The sequence below is a fragment of the Aridibaculum aurantiacum genome (assembly GCF_017355875.1).
In the GTDB taxonomy this organism is placed as follows: Bacteria; Bacteroidota; Bacteroidia; order Chitinophagales; family Chitinophagaceae; genus Segetibacter; species Segetibacter aurantiacus.
Genome location: NZ_JAFEWC010000003.1, coordinates 702172 through 720478, shown reverse-complemented (window position 1 = coordinate 720478; position 18307 = coordinate 702172). Strand labels below are relative to the sequence as shown.

Genomic DNA, 18307 nt, shown 5'->3' with positions numbered 1-18307 from the left:
GGCAGTACCGACTGCGGTGTTTCTTTATAAAATGCTTTTCTGTTTCTTATATATTCTCCTTTTGTGGCACAACACCACTTAATGTTGATCTTACGTTACAATAGATTCAATAACAACGGACGATGTGGCGAATTATTGTGTGTAGGAGAAATTATCCAGTTGAAATCAGCGATTCTGCAACATGAGAGGTTTTATACTTAATGCAGTAATCAAGGATGCTAGAAAGGGTGTGTTGAATTTTCTCATGAATATTATGGATTGAATTAATGGGCACAAACATCAGAACTATTTGAAAACCTTTACATTAAAAGATAATTAACCAGTTATAGAAGGAAGCCTGCCTAATATGCCACCCGTTTTCAAAATTTGTGCAGAAACTAAATAGTAGGTAGAAATATATGTTCAATGCAGATAATCAATTAAATGATTGGATTCTGCATAATATCCTAACCAGGAATATTTTCCCAAATAAAAATTACACTCCCAATTTTGGAAGCAGTATTATTTGACGTAAGAGGCAATTCATTGAGATTTAATATCTTCTTTATCGAAAACATTTTTCTCAGCCTCTATTGTAGCATCTATAAAATATTTAATAATACCTAAGCAGCATTCTCCTTACATTTAGCCTCTACTAGACAGACATTCTTAAACGACTGCAATGAAACCAACCTTATACTTATTCTTCGCCATTTTCTTATCACCATTATTTGCTAAGGCTAATTGTACCTTACCTATTTCAGAAGCTTCCAAACATGTTGGAGACAGGGTAAGCATCTGTGGCAGGATTACCGGAAGCAAAGCACCGGCAACCAATGCGGCTAAAACTACTTATGTACAATTGGACCAGGGAAATTCATCCACTATACAAATTGTTATCAGGATGGAAGACCGTAAACATTTTTCCTATAAACCAGAAGAATACCTGTACCAGAAACAAGTATGTGTAACGGGTATAATAGCTGAAAATAATGGCAGGACAGAAATACTGGTAAAACGCCCTGAAGAAATAAAATTTGAAGAAGATGGCAGCAGCGAGATCAGGTCGATGGACCTGGATGGCTTCAACAGGTTTTTTGGCAATGAAGACGAATAGATGACAACTTATTTTGATAACATTAGAGCACCTGCCACCAGGTGCTTTTTTATTGTGCACAACTAAAGCTATGATTGCCCCGTGGATGTGCAGCAAGGCATATCTTTACGGGCAATAGTAATACTTGTCATACATGTTAAAGATTGGTGTTTTTGGCGTTGGCCACCTGGGAAAATTTCACCTGAACAACTGGAAAGAAATAGAAGGCGTAAAGCTGGTTGGCTTTTACGATCCATCAGATGCTCCTGCAAAGGAAGTGGCAGAAACTTATGACCTAAAGCGATATACTGATATTGATAAACTGCTGGATGCATGTGATGCAGTTGACATCATTGCGCCTACCAATCATCATTTTGCACTGTGTGAAAAAGCTATTCGAAAAGGAAAACATGTATTTGTAGAGAAGCCACTGGCCAATACTATTGAGGAAGGTCGCCTGCTGGTAAATATGGCCAAAGAAGCCAATATAAAAATGCAGGTAGGTCATGTGGAAAGGTTCAATCCAGCTTACCTGGCAATAAAGGATATGGATCCTAATCCAATGTTTATAGAAGTGCACAGGCTGGCGCAGTTTAACCCGCGTGGCACCGAAGTAAGCGTGATACTGGACCTAATGATACACGACATCGATATCATACTTAGCCTGGTAAAAAGCGGCGTAAAGAATATTTCTGCCAGTGGTGTAGCTGTAATGACAGACACGCCTGACATTGCAAACGTGCGTATGGAATTTAATAACGGGTGTGTAGCCAATCTTACCAGCAGCCGCATTAGCATGAAGAAAATGCGCAAGCTGCGGATGTTCCAAAAAGATAGTTATATCAGCATCGATTTTTTAGAAAGGAAAGCCGAAGTGATACAACTTGGAAAACCAGCGGATGGCGAACATTTTTCATTTGACATAGAAACAGGCAGCGGTAAAAAAACCATTTCAGTTTTAAATCCTGCAATTACACAACAAAATGCAATTAAAGTAGAACTCGAAGCTTTTGTGAATGCAATCAAGAACAATACTCCAACTGTAGTTAGTGAAATAGATGGGTTCCTTGCTATGGAGGTAGCTCACCAGATATTAGAAAAGATCAGCAGTTCGCGCATACACAGCAAGTAGTTGATGAAGTCGTTTAAACCATTGCACATAAACTGGTATGTATTAAGCGATGCATTGGCTTCTGCAATTGCCTGGTGGTTATTTGCACTGGTAAGAAGGCATTTACTGAATGAGCAGCCTGCTTCTTTGCTGGAACTCAGAAATGATGCAGCCTTACAGGTGTCCATCTGGCTGGTTCCTATTTTTTGGGTATCGTTGTTTTTGCTTACAGGCTCGTACCGGCAGTCGCTTTACCAAAAGTCAAGATTAAATGAACTGACAAACACTTTTATCATCTGCCTGGTCGGGTGCATCTTTCTTTTCTTTTTGCTCATTTTAAATGATCATGCTGAAACGTACCGCTACTTCTATAGCTCTTTCTTCAGCTTTCTTGGACTGCAGTTCTTCGTTACTTTTTTAGGACGGGCTTTAGTACTGGGACGCGCAAAAGCGCATATACTTTCTGGCAAATACCGGATTAATACGCTTATCATCGGCAACAATGCAATGGCAGTTCGTGTATACCGCGAGGTGCAAAAGAATTTTGAAGGCCTCGGCTATTTCATCCATGGATATGTTGCTACCGCTTCCAATACAAAGAATGGCTTGAGCAAATACTTAAAGAAACTTGGCTCAACAGATGAACTGGAAGATGTTTTACGCAAGCATGAAATAAAGCTTGTGATCATTTGCCTGGAAACAGATGAAGCGGCAACAACCGAACATCTAGTAAAAAGGCTGAGCGAGTTGGATGTAGATATCAAACTATCGCCAAACACATTGGATATACTTACTGGTTCAGTAAAAGCAACCAATGTGATGGGTGCTTTGTTGGTTGATATTTATACAGGGCTTATTCCTGTATGGCAACAGAATATAAAACGACTGTTAGATGTTGTTTTTTCAATTCTCGGTCTTATCCTGCTAAGCCCACTGTACCTGTTTATTTTTATAAGAACTGCACTATCATCTAAAGGGCCGATCATTTACAGCCAGGAAAGAATCGGCTACAAAGGCCGGCCATTTAAGATATACAAGTTTAGAAGTATGTATATAGATGCAGAGAATGATGGTCCTGCCCTCTCGTCAGATCATGATCCACGGATAACGGCCTGGGGAAAGGTGATGCGAAAGTGGCGCCTGGATGAGCTTCCGCAACTGTTTAATATACTGGTGGGCGACATGAGCCTTGTAGGGCCCAGGCCGGAAAGAAAATTTTACATTGACCAGGTCAGCAAGGTAAACCCTTACTACAATTACCTGCTAAAAGTAAAACCCGGGCTCACTTCCTGGGGAATGGTCCAATTTGGCTATGCATCTACCGTAGAAGAAATGGCGGAGCGCATGCAATACGATCTTGTATATATAGAAAACGTGTCGTTACTGCTCGACTTCAAAATAATGATACATACATTGCGCATCATATTTATGGGTAAGGGAAAGTAGGAGGTTTGAAGTTTAAGGTTTAAGGTTTGATGTTTGGTGTTTTGTGTTTGATGTTTGATGTTGGTATGGCTGATGTTGGTATGGCTGATGAATGATTTGGATGGTTGATAAGATGTTTTCACCTCGTACTTCGCACCTCGTACCTCGTACCTGGTATTTCGTACCTATACCACAATTGATTTTAAAAGCTTATTTGTGAATAAACTATTTCTTTTTCTATGCTGTTTCGTATTGGCTTCAACAGCCTTTGCCCAGCAAAAATATTGGCAACAGGAAGTGAATGTTACCATTTCTGTTTCATTGAACGACCAGGATCACTCGCTGGATGCGTTTGAAACAATAGAGTACATCAATCGTTCTCCGGATACACTTCATTTCATCTGGTTTCACTTGTGGCCGAACGCTTACAAAAACGATCGTACAGCATTTAATGATCAGCTCCTGAAGATGGGCAGAACAGATTTCTATTTCTCTAAACCTGAAGCAAGAGGTTACATCAACAAACTAGATTTTAAAGCAGATGGACAAACCATACGTATGGAAGAAGACGCTGCTCATATAGATATTGTAAAACTGTGGCTGCCGAAACCTCTACTACCTAGAGCCAAAACCATCATTACTTCTCCTTTTCATGTAAAACTGCCTTACAACTTTTCGAGAGGTGGACATATAGGCAATGACTACCAGGTAACGCAATGGTTTCCTAAACCTGCAGTATATGATAGAAAAGGCTGGCACCCGATGCCTTACCTGGACCAGGGAGAATTCTACAGCGAGTTTGGAACTTATGATGTGGAGATAACAGCACCCGCTGCTTATGTTGTTGGTGCAACCGGCATTCTTCAAGATGGGAATACACTCTCGGCTATTAAAAAGAATGGTAAACACAACATTGAAGGCGCTAAAAAAACCTGGCATTTCAAGCAGGACCGGGTACATGATTTTGCATGGTTTGCTTCTAAAGATTTCATAGTTGATCATGACACCACCATGCTTGCTTCAGGTAAAGTAGTGGATGTATTTACTTACCATAAAAACAACCACAAAGGTTATAAGCAAGCCGTTAAATACACCAAGGCTGGTTTGCATCACTACAGCATACATGTAGGTGAATATCCTTATTTAGTTGCCAGTGTTGTGCAGGGAGATGAGAACCAGGCAAGCGGCGGTATGGAGTACCCTACCATCACACTTATCACTACCAGCGATTCAGGACAAAATTTTGATGCGACTATCGTACACGAGATTGGCCACAACTGGTTTTATGGTGTGCTGGCAAGCAATGAACGGCAGCATCCGTGGATGGATGAAGGCATGAATACTTTTTACCAAAAACGGTATGAACTTCAGAAGTACGGCACCTATGGCTTTTTGCAAGCTGTACCTGCTAACCTGCGCAAGAAGCTACCTGACGATGAAGAGAAATGGTTGCTGAATATCATGGCTAAAATTCATAAAGACCAACCAATAGAAACGCCGTCCACCAAATTCAACCATGTGAACTATGGACTGGTTGCCTACTACAAAGCAAGCCGCTGGATGAAGAAACTGGAAGATGAATTAGGTACAGCTCTTTTTGATAGCTGCATGCGCCAATACTACCGCGAGTGGAGTTTCAGGCATCCTTACCCGGAAGATTTTAAGTGGAGTATGGAGAAGAACAGTGGCAAAGACCTTAACCATATTTTCATTGAATTGCATAACAGCGGTTCACTTTCTTATCATGATCACCTTGAGAAGAAAAAGTTGAAGCCATCTTTCTTATTCAACTTCAAAGACACTGAAAAGTACAACTACTTGAATATAGCACCTGCTATAGGTTTCAACGCTTATGATAAAATGATGCTGGGTGCCTTGGTACATAATTATACATTACCACCTACCAACTTCCAGTTTATAGCAGGAGCTATGTACGCTACAGGGTCATCAGCATTAAATGGATTTGGCCGTGCTGGTTATACCAAGTATGCCCGCGGGTATAAATTAGAAGGTGCTGTTAGTTACATCAACTTTACGCAAAATCAATTTCCGCAAGACGATCCTTCCATTCATTTAGGTATGCGGCGCATTGTGCCATCACTTGAACTTACTAAGTACGATAAGGATGCTACATCTACGCGCAGGTATTCAGCACACTGGCAAACCTTCCTGATAAAAGAAGACCAGTTAGATTTTAGAACAGAGCAAACACCCGCAGGACCTATAGATGTTATCGATAAAAAAAGCAACGACAGGTATGTGAACCGGCTTTCATTATCTATAAGCGACAACAGGATTTTATATCCATATTCCTTCACGCTTTCTACTGACCAAGGTGAAGGTTTTGTAAGAACAGGACTTACTGGTAAATATTTTTTCAATTATGCCGATGGTAAGTCGGGCATATCAGCCAGGTTGTTTGCCGGTAAATTTTTTTATACAGTTCCCAGGACATTTCTTACAAGATTTCAGAACGATCGTTATGCACTTAACATGACCGGGCCTGTAGGAAGAGAAGATTATACCTATAGCAACTACTATATTGGCCGCAACAAATTTGAAGGCACTGGCTGGATGAGCCAGCAGATAATGGAGCGTGATGGCTTTTTTAAAATAAGAACACAGCAAAGAGAAATCGGCAGCAGCGATGATTGGCTGATGGCACTGAACATTGTAACAGACCTGCCAGGTAAATACAACCCATTGAGTGTACTTCCTATCAAGATACCGCTGAAGATATTTGTAGATATTGGCACATACGCCGATGCATGGCAGGAAGAATCTTCAACTGGTCGTTTTATGTACGATGCAGGTTTACAGGTACCGCTTTTCAATTCGTTGGTAAACATCTACATTCCTATTCTGTACAGCAGCGCTTTCAGAGACTATGTACAAAGTATAACCGCAGAAAAGAAATTTGCCCGTACCATCTCCTTCAATATAGACATTGACAAACTGCAGGTAAAGAACCTTGTAAAAAACTTTCCGCTGTAAGCATGAGCATGCCTATCCGCTATTGCAAGAACCACGAGATAGATAAAACCAAGTGGGATAAATGCATTTCGGATGCAAGCAATGGCCTGGTTTACGCTTATTCCTTTTGCCTCGATGCACTATGCACATGGGATGCGCTGGTGTACAATGATTATGAAGTTGTAATGCCATTACCTTACCGGAGCAAGTGGGGGTTTAAATATGTTTACCAGCTTCCTTTTATTCAGCGGCTGGGAGTGTTTGGAGCCACCACTCCACAACAAGTGGATGCAATGTACACAGCGGTTACAAAGCATTTTCGCTTCATCCATTACAATACAGATCAACAGCCGGCTAATAAAGATTTTAAACTGGTAAAGCATATCAACTATGTCATTAACCTGCATACTAGCCTTCATACTATCCGGGCAAATATTTCTAAAGAATGTTTGAAGAATATCAGGAAAGCAACTCAACGCAGTTGCAATCTATCTACTGGTGTTGCTGCTGAGCAGGTAATAGATCTTTATCGCAAAGCATATGATCATCTTCATCCTACTGTTACCAATAAAGATTATGACCAGTTTTTATTGCTAACAAAAAAAGCCATTGCAACAGGGTTTGCAGAAACATTTGCAATAAAAGATGAGACAGGTGAAATTGTATTTGCTGCAGCTTTACTTAAGGATCATAGGAGACTTTATTATGTAATAGGTGCGCCTACTGAAAAAGGGCGACAACTTCGCGCTACCTATTTCTTCATCAATAGCATTATTGAAAAATATGCAGGCAGCAATTTGCTGCTTGATCTTGAAGGTTCCGACATTCCCAACGTGGCTGCATTCTATCAACGCTTTGGGCCTGCGGCAGAAGAATATTACGAGGTAAAATATAACAACCTCCCCTTCCCTATCAACCTGCTTAAGTAATTCTTTTATCTAGTATAGCCTCCGCAATCAACAGGTCAAGTGGCCTTGTTATTTTGATATTACTTTCTTCACCATTGATTAAATGTGTGGTAACATCATTGGCTTCTACTACTGTTGCTTCATCGGTAAAAGCATCATTATAAGGTTGCTCAAAAGCTGGCAATAAAACTGACGAAAGAAAAGTTTGAGGTGTTTGTATGATCCGAACTTTGTTCCTGTCCATTACGTAATGATGGGATGCTTCAGCAATGCGAATACTGTCCGTAGCAGCTATTGCAGGTATAGCACTTCCTTTATCAAGAGCCTGCTCATAACATTGTTTAATAAGTTCGTGCGATACCATACAACGCACGCCATCGTGCACAAAAACTACAGAAGGATCTGTTACATGTGCCAGTCCATTTTTTACAGATTGAAAGCGGCTATCACCACCTTGAACAATGGTAACACGATCATGCAACTTCATTGACTGAACGATCGCTTCACCTTCCTGTACATGATTTTGCGGAAGAACAAGAATAACATGTAGGTCTTCAAAAACCTGTAAAAATGCTTGCAGCGTATATGAGATAACAGGCTTGCCTTTAAGCAACAGAAATTGTTTAGGAACAGCCCCTCCCATTCTTACCCCCGATCCGCCAGCAACAATTACAGCATATTTTTTCATGGTTACAAAGATGCTGTTAAAAACAATTCATGGAATTCAATGTTTAAGTAAAAACTAAGCAAACCCGGGGCATGATTTGTTTACTTCGTATGAATATGCGTTACCTCATTTTTCTCTTACTACCATTTGCTTTAGGCTGTGCAAAGCGTGAAGCGCAACAACCCAATGTTGTGCTTGCCATACAAGAGATGGGTGACCTGGCTACTGTAGAATATACTATTACCAAGATCATCAAAGCAAACGACAATAAAACGTGGTATAAGCCAGGTGACAGGAAGATATTAATGACAGCCGAAGCAGTTATTAAAGCCGGAGTTGACCTTACCAGCATTACCGAAAACAACATCCGTGTAGATGGGAAAAACATCACCCTTACTTTACCGCCGCCAAAAGTTGTTAGCATAAGCATGCCTCCTGAAAAAATACAACTTGCTTACCAGGAAGTAGGCACTTTTAGAAGCGAATACTCTACCAAAGAACGTGATGCCCTGGTCACACAAGCCGAACAACAAATCAAGAAAAGCATTGACTCATTAGGTATTCTTAACCAGGCACGATCTAATACAGCCACACTTATGCATAACCTGCTAAAACAACTTGGCTTCGAAAACATCACCATCAATCAATCGGGTGCTATTCAAAAGGATGTCCTTCTATGAAAATGAGTTTTAAAAATATTGTGCTCCTGCTGGTGGTTTTAGCTGTAGGTTTCTTCATATACAAAATGAGATCCGGCTCTTCGCTTTCTGGTTTATTCACAGCTAAACCAGTGGTAATTGATGAAACACCTATTCTCATAAAAGACATCAAAGCTATAGGTCAGCTTGTAACAATTGTGGTAAGCGACGAAGTAGTTGTGTCGTCTGTTGTACCTACCAAAGGCTCTGCTTTTGTAAATGTTTTCAATAAGATCACGCACGTAAACATTTTGCCATCTGCTGATAAGCAACTGGTGCTTATTGGCAAAGGCAAGGTAATGGCCGGAACAGACTTTAGCAGAATTGATAGCATGCATGTAAAAGTAACAGGCGACACGGCAACCATTGTTTTACCAAAGGCTACCGTTACAGATGCCATTCTTAATCCGTCAGATTTTGAAGTGTTTGAAGAAAGTGGCAGGTGGAGCAATGAAGAAGTAAACCAGGTAAAGATTTCTGCAAGGCAAAAGATGATCGATCGTGCAATTGCCAACAACATTCTTGAGAAGGCAAATAATAAAGCACGTGGCATTATGGAGCAGTTCCTGCAATCAGCAGGATTCAAGGTTGTGCAGGTTTCTATACAGTGATCAACTAATGACTACCACTTATCCTAGCCATCCACCACTATTCATCAGTAAAAGCATTACTGGCACCAACCACATTTTTATGTTATTGCAACAGCAATAGAAACAGAGTTCTTTTGTATCGTCATCCAAAACAATAACGGCTTTAGGTTTTAAAATTTCCAGCTATGCGATACAATAAACTTCAGCAAGTACAGGTTGCTTTAAGATCATCTTTACTTCATACATGTGTTTCTATTGAGCTTTCATCGGCCACTGCATACCAGCAGCTACATGATGTTTTGCAAAAAACTGTTCAGCAAATAAAGATGGAAGAACAATTGATCTTTCCATTGATCTTCGATTATGAACCTTCTGTTTGGGATGTGTTTACCAGGCAACACCACAAGCTGATGAACCAGGTAAGACATTTACAAAGCCTGCTGCACGAGCTTTCCATACTTGGTGCTGATGCAGACGGAGAAATATTTTCTGACATCCAACAGGCATTTGAATATTTCATGTCCGTTTCTTTTCAGCATATGGATGAAGAGGAAGAAGTGCTGAACGAGATCTTATGGCGCTATTACAATGACGACGAACTTATGCGCCTGGGCAAGGAACAGGAAAGCATGGTAAGTTTCCTTCAACAATACAATGCGCCCAAAACGCTTCAGCCAGCAACTGCTGCGTAAGTGAAATTGACTTGTACAAAAGCTTTAGGAAATACATCGCTCCACTCTAATAGAATGTTGCATTTCTCATTATTTATTACAACCTGCTACCTTCAATTACGCATTACGGCTCAATCCCCACCGGTTTGGCAGCGCGGCAAAGTAATTGCGTTATTAGCAGGAAGAATAAATAATGAGAAATGCAAAGTCTTAGCTCGATAGAATTTAAAAAAGAATTTACTGAACACTTTGATGGTGATGACAGCGGTGACCTGAGGCCACGTCAAACACCGGGGATGCTTTACAGCAAAGCCATTCCAACACCTGTAAAACAGGTTTCACTCTTGGCATGGAGCCACGAGCTGGCTGCCGAACTAGGCATAGAACAACCTACTCAACAAGATGATTTAGATATACTTGGTGGCAACCGTGTCACTCCTTCCATGTATCCATACGCAGCATGTTATGCCGGTCACCAGTTTGGAAATTGGGCTGGTCAATTGGGCGATGGTCGTGCAATAACATTGGGTGAAATGACCACCACGAATGGCCGCTCGGTAGAACTGCAATTGAAAGGTGCAGGACCTACTGCCTATAGCCGCCGCGCCGATGGGCGTGCGGTATTGCGGTCATCTGTACGCGAATACCTGATGAGTGAGGCTATGCATTATTTAGGTATACCCACCACACGTGCACTTAGTCTTGTTAAAACAGGTGACCTTGTAATGCGTGATATGTTTTACGACGGCAACCCGGATAATGAACCCGGCGCTATTGTTATGCGGGTGGCTCCTACATTCCTCCGCTTTGGAAATTTTGAAATGCTTGCCGCACGTAAAGAAATAGGCAATCTTCAAAAACTGGTGGATTGGACCATCAGCCGTTACTATCCTCATATAACAGGTGAAGACAAAATCATCCAATGGTTTATTGAGGTGGTACAGAGGACAGCAAGGCTAATGACTGAGTGGCTGCGGGTAGGATTTGTTCATGGCGTGATGAACACGGATAATATGTCCATACTTGGTGCTACCATTGATTATGGACCTTATTCTTTTGTGGATGATTATGATCCTGCGTTTACACCTAACACTACAGATCTTCCGGGAAGGCGTTATGCATTTGGCCGCCAGCCGGCAATAGCAAAATGGAACCTTGCTTGCCTGGCAGGTGCATTAGCTCCTTTGGTAGAAGATAAAGATCAACTGGGTAAAGCACTGGAAGAATACGATGATCATTATTGGGCAAGCCACTATATGATAATGGGCAAAAAGCTTGGCCTGGATGAATTGCGCGAAACAGATGTAAAGCTGTTTGATGTTATAGAAAAAATGCTCCGCGCTATCAAGCCCGACATGACCATCTTTTACCAGTTACTCATTGAACTTCCATTAGATGCAGATGGAGACCAGGTAATGCAGCACTTCTCTGAAAGTTTTTACAAAACACTTTCTGCTGAAGAAACCGAAACCTTTGTAGCTGTTATAACAACTTATGCAGAACGGATAGCAAGCAACAAAATAGATCGCGCTCAGTCGCAAGAGCGTATGCGGCAGGCAAATCCTCGTTTTATTCTTCGAAACTACCTGCTTCACCAGGCTATTGAAGAGTTAGAAAAAGGTGATGCTAAACTGTTTGAAAAATTGCAGCAGGCAATGAAGGAACCATATTCAAACAAACATGATGAGTTCCTGAAAAAGCGGCCAACATGGGCAAGCAATAAAGCAGGCTGCTCTATGCTTAGCTGCAGCTCTTAAGGGAAGATTTACATTAGATTAAAAGATCAACACGATGAAAAAGGCTTTGATATTTGACCTGGACAATACCATTTACCCTGTGCCGTCTATAGGAGCAAAATTGTTTGAACCTGTTTTTAAAAAAATAGAAGAATCTGGTGCGCACAATGATGACCTGGAAGAGATAAAGAAGGACATGATGCGGATACCTTTTCAAAAGGTGGCCGAAGAATATGACTTTGATGAAAAGCTGCAAGAGGATTGTATAAAGCTATTGCAGGAACTAACGTATGATGAACCCATGCAGGCTTTTGAAGATTTTGAAAGAATGCGTTCACTTCCTGTGGATCGTTTCCTGGTTACTACTGGCTTTATGAAAATGCAGCAAAGCAAAGTGAAAGCCCTGGAACTGGAGAAAGATTTTAAAGAGATCTTCATCATTGATCCGATGGTAAATGACAAGCAAAAGAAAGACATCTTCCAGGAAATTGTAGATAAGTATAAGTACAATAAAAGTGAAGTACTGGTGATTGGTGATGACCTTGATTCAGAAATAAAAGGTGCTACAGAACTGGGAATAGACACCGTTTATTATGACAAGAACAAACAGCAACCAGGTGCTGAAGCAACCTATATCATTTCAAATTTTGATGAACTGAAACTGGATGAAGATTGATAGCCAGAACAAGGAACTGGCTTCTTTGTTGCCACAATTTTTCATTGATCAAACTGAATATCCACAAACATGTGGCGGAATAAAATTTGAAGCTGTAGCGAAAAAACTGGTTTGCATAAACTAATACTCATTGCTTTTCTTTCAATTGCCAGCTTCCATTGTATTAGCCAACCTATAAACCTGGAGGCATACTGGCAGGATAGGCTAAAATTTAGAAGTACCGGCGACCGAAAATTTGAATTTGCTGCCGGTGGCCGTATACATTTTGATGCAGCCATTGCACGGCAGTCAAAGGCGCTGGATACTTTAGCTGAACCTATTGACCCAACAATGCGTATTCGCAGAGCACGTGTTACCTTCTCGGGCAGTTATGATAACGCCATAGAATACGAGATAGAATTCACCTTTAGCGAAGGCATAAGAATGGGAGATGTTTATGTTTCTTTTTTAAAGATCCCACACATTGAGCGACTAACGGTGGGGCACTTCAGGGAGCCGGTTGGTATGGAAGAAAATTACTCGAGCAATAGCATTCTTTTCATGGAAAGATCACTCACCAGTGCATTTGCACCGGGAAGAAATGTGGGTATCATGCTACAGCGCAAATTGGGAGAAAAAGCACGGATCTACTCTGGCGTCTATCGCCGCACTAATTCATCTGGCGAGGACGAAGATGAGGATGTGCGTTTTTCCGTAGCATCAAGATTAGCGTTCAACCCACTTTACAATAAAGAAAAAAACCAGGCGCTTCACATCGGTATTTCCAATAGTGTTTATACGCCTACTGCTAATGTCTACTCAGTGCAAACGGATAATGAAACGCACACCGGTGCTACCTATATTCGATCAGGTGAAATTAAGGACGTAAACAAGATCGTTCAGTTGGCTGGCGAACTGGGGTATTCATTTAAAAGGTTCAACTTCCAATCGGAGTTCCTGCGCACCTATACCATCCTTGGCAGCCCAACCGACTCATTAGGTGATCCACGCAAAACTGCTTTCAATACCTACTATGCTTATGCTTCTTATTTCCTGAAAGGCGGCAGAAGGCAGTATGACCGTGCAAGCAATTACTTTGATGATATTGCTTTGGATGAAAAGCAAAACGGTTCATCTATGCGTGGGGCATGGGAAGTTGGTGTTCGTTATGCCTATATAGACCTGACAGAATCTGTTAGTGTATTGGAGCGAATGAGTGACCTGACAGTGGGACTGAACTACTACCTGAATAGCAATTCAAGACTAATGCTCAACATGGTGGTAAGCCGAATAGAGCGCAGGTTCAATGCGACCTCTCTGCAAGGCAGGGTGCAATTTACTTTCTAGGTATAAACGCGTTGCCGATTTCCAAACTACAAGTAGCTGAGTCAGCCTCTATCTACTAATACACCGGCTCTTTCATCCACCTGATCTTGGTTCCCAAGCCACGGGTGTTATCTGTCATCTTTATTTCATCCAATTGTATTACCACTACCTGGCCGGGCATTGTAACTGCAAAAGGAAATCGCTTATAATATTTAGTAGATGCCCCTTGCGTTGAAGGATGATCTTTTGGCAAGACGCTGCCGGTAAACTGAACACCTTGTATAGCAAGTGGATTAAGTTTATCTGGTAGAATGGTACCTGCAACATCTGTCCTGTTCACCATCACCGAATAGTGGTGAGAATTTGAAGATGTTTTATAGATCAGCAGGTTGTCCCTGCTGTCGAATGCGTAAAAGCAACTAAAGCAATAAGGGTTGTTGTATTCATCAAAACAACAGATGCTGGCACAGCGTTGGCCGGCAACAAAATCAATAATGGCGGGGTTCATGTTCTTGCTTTTTAGACTTTAAAAAGGGCTACAAACTATTGTTGTAACCACTATGCAAGACTACTTGCAGAACAACAGGTATCCTATGATTTACATCATCCATTGCAGAAGCTACGACGCAAAAAAAATGACCTGCATTGGCAGGCCATTTCAAATCATCAACAATTGTACACTATGATTGCTTGCTCTTATGCTTTCTCTTGAAGTCTCCGTTTTGTTTCCTTGCCTCCCACTGAGTTCTTTGCTCAGGAGTAAGAATAGCATGGATCTGTGCTTTATGATCAGCGATCAATGCCTGCTTCCTTTGCTTCTTTGCATCATCAGAAAGTGTATTGTCATTTCGCAATGCGCTCATCTGGTTGCGGAAGTTCTCGTTGATGCTCTTCATTTGTGCACCCTGTGCATCAGAAAGTCCTAAAGATTGGAATTTATCTTGACCGCCCTTACCGCGATGCTTGAATTCCTTGTTTGCTTTATTTCCTTTTGCGCCTTCACGTTTGCCGTCCTGGGCAATGGTGGCAAAACTGATGGCAACTGCTAAAAATCCTAATGCTATCTTTTTCATAATCTATCGTTTTACAGGTTTGTGAATGATAGACCTTTAGAGGAAAGGAATGTTTAGTGTTGGGTTGTTAAAGAAAGTTCAACGTAGAAGTTTCCATGCATTCAACAAGAGCGAACAAGATTTAGAGACTGGCAATATCTAAAAAATAAGACGCTGTGCAGCTTCAGAAATATCTGCAAAACCGTTCATTGGCGGAATTTTTATCTGCCTGCTCTCCCCTACCTTTGCGCATCCTTTTTTACCCTCCCTGTTACCTCATTGGCGTATTTGGAAGGGAATTGATCTTCATGCTTGCTGACGCTACCGCCGCTATACGCTATGCCGTACAAGTGAGTGACACAACGATGATGATAAAAGGACAAAAGCTGGCTTATAAAAACAATTTATTTGTGCTGTCTCATCGGTTATGGCAGCTATTCAGATTACAAAAATTGATATGAATATTTTTGAACAACAAGCAAATGAGTTCCAGGAAAGGCATATTGGACCCAATGAGCAGGATACGCAACAGATGCTGCAAACCATTGGAGCGTCTTCGCTGGAAGAATTGATAAATCGCACGGTACCGGAAGCCATCAGGCTGCCGGACCCACTGGATGTGGCCGGACCGGTAAGCGAAGCACGCTACCTGGCGGAGCTACGCGAAACTGCGCAAAAGAACAAGGTCTTCAAAAGCTATATTGGCCAGGGCTACTACGACAATTTTACACCAAGTGTTATTCGTCGTAACCTGTTTGAAAATCCAGGCTGGTATACACAATACACGCCTTACCAGGCAGAGATAGCACAAGGTCGTTTGGAAAGCCTGCTGAACTTCCAGACCATGATCAGCGATCTTACTGCTTTACCAATTGCCAATGCATCGCTACTGGATGAAGGAACTGCTGCGGCTGAGGCAATGGCCATGTTGTTCAACAACAAGAATAAAGGCGAAAACATAGGCGCTCCTAAATTTTTTGTGGACGCAAAAGTGTTTGTGCAAACATTGGATGTGGTAATCACGCGTGCTACTCCGCTGAAGATAGAAGTGGTGGTGGGTGATTTTAAAACCGCTGAACTGGATGAAACATACTTTGGCGCTTTGCTGCAATATCCTAACAGCGACGGTGCAGTAGAAGATTATCGTTCATTTACAGAAAAGGCACATGCAGCCAATGTTCTGGTAATAATGGCTGCGGACCTGCTGGCGCTTACCCTGCTGACACCTCCGGGCGAACTGGGTGCTGATGTTGCCATAGGTTCTGCTCAGCGCTTTGGCGTTCCAATGGGATTTGGCGGACCGCATGCTGCATTCTTTGCTACCAAAGATGAATTTAAGCGAGTAATCCCTGGCCGCATCATTGGCGTGAGTATAGATGCACAAGGCACACGTGCATTGCGAATGGCGCTTCAAACAAGGGAGCAACATATTCGTCGCGAAAAGGCAACTTCTAATATTTGTACTGCGCAGGCACTGCTGGCCAATATGGCTGCTATGTATGCAGTATACCATGGCCCAGAGGGATTGAAAAATATTGGAAAACGAGTGAGCCTGCTGGCTTTTGCTTTAGCCAATGAATTGGCAGCAATGGGTTTCGAGCAGGCGAATCAATACTTCTTTGATACCATAAAAATAAAAGTGGATGATATAGATGCGCTGCGCCTGGAGGCTGAAGCACGCAGTATCAACTTCTACTATGGCAACGAAGGCTATGTAGGCATTTCGCTTGACGAAACCACCACGCAGGAAGACATCCTGGATATACTGCAGGTGTTTGCAGAAGTAGCAGGCATAGAATCGGTTTCGCTTAGCTTCGACTACGACAGCAACCTGGAGAATATTCCAACCTCATTGACCCGCACATCTACTTACCTGGGGCACCCGGTGTTCAACACACACCACAGTGAAACAGAAATGATGCGCTACCTGAAGATGCTGGAGAACAAGGACCTGAGCCTGGACAACTCGATGATACCATTGGGCAGCTGTACCATGAAGCTGAATGCAGCTACAGAACTTATACCTGTTAGCTGGCCGCAGTTTAGCAAAATGCATCCTTTTGCACCTAAGGATCAATGGGAAGGATACCAGCAGATCGTTCACGAACTGGAAGCATGGCTAAGTAATATAACAGGATTTGCTGCTACCTCGCTGCAGCCTAACAGTGGTGCACAAGGTGAATATGCAGGTTTGCTGGCTATCAAAGCTTACCATGAAGACCGCAAAGAAGCACATCGCAATGTTATCTTGATCCCTATTTCGGCACACGGCACCAACCCTGCAAGTGCAGTAATGGCGGGGTTGAAAGTGGTGGTAACTAAATGTGATGAAGCTGGTAACATAGATGTAGAAGACCTGCGTCGCAATGCAGAAAAATACAAAGACAGCCTTGCTGGATTGATGGTGACTTATCCAAGTACACATGGTGTGTTTGAAGAAAGCATCAAAGAGATCTGCGACATCATACATGAATTTGGTGGACTGGTTTATATGGATGGCGCCAACATGAATGCGCAGGTAGGTCTTACTGCTCCCGGCTATATTGGTGCTGATGTTTGCCACCTTAACCTGCACAAGACCTTTGCAATTCCGCATGGTGGTGGTGGCCCTGGTATGGGACCTATTTGTGTAAATGAGAAACTGGCTCCTTTCTTACCGGGACATGTAAGCATCAATAAAGATGCACAAGCCAATGCGGTGAGTGCTGCTCCTTTTGGATCAGCCAGCATCTTGTTGATCAGTTATGCTTATATAAAAATGTTGGGAGCAAACGGATTACGTAAAGCAACAGAATACGCTATCCTGAATGCTAACTACATGAAGGCGAAACTGGAGAAGCATTATAAGATCCTTTACAGCGGCAAGAACAACACTTGCGCTCATGAGTTCATCGTGGACCTACGACCGTTCAAAGCTGTAGGTATAGAAGCAGAAGACGTAGCTAAACGTTTGATGGATTATGGCTTCCACGCTCCTACGCTTAGCTTCCCTGTTGCAGGTACTATCATGATTGAGCCTACAGAAAGCGAACCTAAAGAAGAACTTGACCGCTTCTGCGAAGCAATGATCAACATTCATGAAGAGATAGTAGCAATAGAAAATGGCACAGCAGATAAAACTGACAATGTGCTGAAGAATGCACCGCACCCACAGCAGGTTATCTGCGCCGATGAATGGAACCATGCTTATCCTCGTTCACAAGCAGCCTTCCCGCTGCCTTTTGTAAGGGAGAAGAAGTTCTGGCCTTCCATCAGCCGTATCAACAATACGCATGGTGACCGCAACCTGATCTGTACCTGTGAGCCAATTGAGGCCTACCAGGAAGCGGGGGTGAATTAGGCGGGAGGTGTTAGATGTTAGATGTTAGATGTTGGATGTTGGATGTTTGATGTTTGATGTTTGATATTTGATTTTAGACA

The 18307-nt window shown here is 42.2% G+C and carries 15 protein-coding genes; 12 read left to right on the top strand and 3 right to left on the bottom strand.

Features of this window, described 5'->3' with window-relative positions; translation table 11 throughout:
* Window positions 1-661 precede the first annotated feature (661 nt).
* The 5 genes from J4N22_RS16695 to J4N22_RS16675 all read left to right on the top strand — a co-directional run bounded on the left by J4N22_RS16695 (window position 662) and on the right by J4N22_RS16675 (window position 7513).
* Entirely contained in the window at window positions 662-1096 is a 435-nt protein-coding gene (locus tag J4N22_RS16695) for a hypothetical protein (RefSeq protein WP_207496547.1), read from the top strand.
* A gap of 133 nt (window positions 1097-1229) precedes the next feature.
* Complete coding sequence (locus J4N22_RS16690) at window positions 1230-2207, top strand: Gfo/Idh/MocA family protein (RefSeq protein WP_207496546.1); 978 nt, start codon at window positions 1230-1232, stop codon at window positions 2205-2207.
* Window positions 2208-2210: 3 nt separating this feature from the next.
* A complete protein-coding gene (locus tag J4N22_RS16685) occupies window positions 2211-3632 on the top strand; it encodes a sugar transferase (RefSeq protein WP_207496544.1) in 1422 nt (473 codons plus the stop codon).
* Window positions 3633-3827: 195 nt separating this feature from the next.
* Window positions 3828-6605: a M1 family aminopeptidase gene (locus tag J4N22_RS20220; RefSeq protein ID WP_207496542.1), complete on the top strand. Its 2778-nt coding sequence runs from the start codon at window positions 3828-3830 to the stop codon at window positions 6603-6605.
* Window positions 6606-6607: 2 nt separating this feature from the next.
* A complete protein-coding gene (locus tag J4N22_RS16675; protein WP_207496540.1) occupies window positions 6608-7513 on the top strand; it encodes a hypothetical protein in 906 nt (301 codons plus the stop codon).
* On the opposite strand, the gene J4N22_RS16670 is transcribed toward J4N22_RS16675, so the two are convergent.
* Complete coding sequence (locus J4N22_RS16670) at window positions 7506-8180, bottom strand: 2-C-methyl-D-erythritol 4-phosphate cytidylyltransferase (protein ID WP_207496538.1); 675 nt, start codon at window positions 8178-8180, stop codon at window positions 7506-7508. The two genes, J4N22_RS16675 and J4N22_RS16670, sit on opposite strands and share 8 nt — an antisense overlap.
* 71 nt (window positions 8181-8251) lie before the next feature.
* On the opposite strand from J4N22_RS16670, the gene J4N22_RS16665 reads away from it, so the two are divergent.
* The 6 genes from J4N22_RS16665 to J4N22_RS16640 all read left to right on the top strand — a co-directional run bounded on the left by J4N22_RS16665 (window position 8252) and on the right by J4N22_RS16640 (window position 13856).
* Window positions 8252-8839, top strand: coding sequence for a DUF4230 domain-containing protein (locus J4N22_RS16665; RefSeq protein ID WP_207496536.1), 588 nt, complete (start codon window positions 8252-8254; stop codon window positions 8837-8839).
* Window positions 8836-9468: a DUF4230 domain-containing protein gene (locus J4N22_RS16660; protein ID WP_207496534.1), complete on the top strand. Its 633-nt coding sequence runs from the start codon at window positions 8836-8838 to the stop codon at window positions 9466-9468. The genes J4N22_RS16665 and J4N22_RS16660 overlap by 4 nt, the downstream gene beginning before the upstream one ends.
* A gap of 164 nt (window positions 9469-9632) precedes the next feature.
* Entirely contained in the window at window positions 9633-10139 is a 507-nt protein-coding gene (locus tag J4N22_RS16655; RefSeq protein ID WP_207496532.1) for a DUF494 family protein, read from the top strand.
* 179 nt (window positions 10140-10318) lie between these two features.
* Window positions 10319-11875, top strand: coding sequence for a protein adenylyltransferase SelO (locus tag J4N22_RS16650; protein WP_207496529.1), 1557 nt, complete (start codon window positions 10319-10321; stop codon window positions 11873-11875).
* A 34-nt stretch (window positions 11876-11909) separates the two neighbouring features.
* Window positions 11910-12530 (top strand): HAD family hydrolase, encoded by a 621-nt coding sequence (locus tag J4N22_RS16645; protein ID WP_207496527.1) that lies wholly within the window; start codon window positions 11910-11912, stop codon window positions 12528-12530.
* Window positions 12531-12641: 111 nt separating this feature from the next.
* On the top strand, window positions 12642-13856 hold the full coding sequence (locus tag J4N22_RS16640; protein WP_207496525.1) for an OprO/OprP family phosphate-selective porin: 1215 nt from the start codon (window positions 12642-12644) through the stop codon (window positions 13854-13856).
* Between the two features lie 55 nt (window positions 13857-13911).
* Here the strand turns inward: J4N22_RS16640 and J4N22_RS16635 are convergent, their stop codons facing one another.
* Complete coding sequence (locus J4N22_RS16635; protein WP_207496524.1) at window positions 13912-14343, bottom strand: hypothetical protein; 432 nt, start codon at window positions 14341-14343, stop codon at window positions 13912-13914.
* A gap of 172 nt (window positions 14344-14515) precedes the next feature.
* Complete coding sequence (locus J4N22_RS16630; RefSeq protein ID WP_207496523.1) at window positions 14516-14908, bottom strand: hypothetical protein; 393 nt, start codon at window positions 14906-14908, stop codon at window positions 14516-14518.
* 436 nt (window positions 14909-15344) lie between these two features.
* Here J4N22_RS16630 and gcvP point away from each other — a divergent pair, with 436 nt between their 5' ends.
* Entirely contained in the window at window positions 15345-18227 is a 2883-nt protein-coding gene (gene gcvP, locus J4N22_RS16625) for an aminomethyl-transferring glycine dehydrogenase (RefSeq protein ID WP_207496522.1), read from the top strand.
* Window positions 18228-18307: the final 80 nt, after the last annotated feature.